Genomic DNA, 1,211 nt, shown 5'->3' with positions numbered 1-1,211 from the left:
GGGGTGGGGGGGGGGGGGGCTATCGGGGGGGGGGGGGGGGGGGCCCGGGCCCCCCCCCGGGGCCCCCCGCCGCGGGCGCGGCTACGCGCCGCCGATCAGGATGCCGACGGCGAGCACCAGCCCGCCGCCGAGCAGGATCTGGAACATCGCGCGGCGGATCGGCGTCTCCATGTAGCGGTTCTGGATCCACACGATGGCCCAGAGCTCGAGGAAGACGACCGCGAGCGCGATCGTCGTCGCGGTCCAGAAATGCGGGATCAGGTAGGGCAGGGCGTGGCCGAGGCCGCCGAGGGCGGTCATCACGCCCGAGGCGAGTCCGCGCTTCCCCGGCGCGCCGCGCCCGGAGAGCTTGCCGTCGTCATGCGCCGCCTCGGTGAAGCCCATCGAGATCCCGGCGCCGAGCGCGGCGGAGAGGCCGACGAGGAAGGTTGTCCACGGGTCCTGCGTGGCGAAGGCGGTGGCGAAGATCGGGGCGAGGGTGGAGACCGAGCCGTCCATCAGCCCCGCCAGGCCCGGCTGGACCCAGGTGAGCACGAACTGGCGCTTGGCCGCGCTGTCCTCCTCGGCGCCGGGGCCGCCGCCGAGCCGGTCCTCGATCAGCGCCTCGGCGCCCGTCTCGTGCCGCGCCTCGGCGGCGGCGAGGTCGCCGAGCAGCCGGCGCACCTCGGCATCCGTGGGGCGCGCGGCGGCGGCGGCGTAGAAGGCCTGCGCGTCGCGCTCCATCGCGCGCGCCTCGTCGCGGATGCGCTCGAGGCCCAGGTTCTCGACCAGCCAGACCGGCCGGCGGGCGTAGAAATCGGCGATGTGCTCGCGCCGGATGGGCAGGATCAGGTCGCCGTAGCGCGTGCGGTAGAGGTCGATCAGCCGCCGGCGGTGCTCGTCCTCCTCCGCGGCCATCGCCTCGAAGACGGCGGCGGAAGCGGGATAGGCCTCGCGCAGGCGGCTCGCGTAGAGCGCGTAGATGCGGCTGTCCTCCTCCTCCGAGGAGATCGCCAGCGCCAGCATCTCCTGGGCGGAGAGGCTGTCGAAGCGGCGGCGGGACCCGCCGGGCAGGGAAAAGAACGATCGCATGCGGGCAGTCCGATCCTGGTTTGGTGCGGGGCCGCCGGCGTCAGGCCGACGGCCCGGGCCGGGCGAGGGGCAGGCCCTCGGCGAGGGTGCCGGCGATCACGTCGAGCAGTTCGCTGTTGATCGCCTCCTGGCGGGCGCGG

At 75.1% G+C, this 1,211-nt stretch carries 1 protein-coding gene; it reads right to left on the bottom strand.

Annotation, left to right across the window (positions count from 1 at the left end; all coding sequences use genetic code 11):
* Positions 1 to 81: 81 nt before the first annotated feature.
* Positions 82 to 1,071, bottom strand: coding sequence for an iron exporter MbfA (gene mbfA, locus AC1MIR_RS27730; RefSeq protein ID WP_480031398.1), 990 nt, complete (start codon positions 1,069 to 1,071; stop codon positions 82 to 84).
* Positions 1,072 to 1,211 lie beyond the last annotated feature (140 nt).

The organism is Falsiroseomonas sp. RANM36, assembly GCF_056682175.1.
The sequence above is the reverse complement of the archived record's forward strand: the minus strand, read 5'-3'. Positions and strand labels throughout refer to the sequence as shown.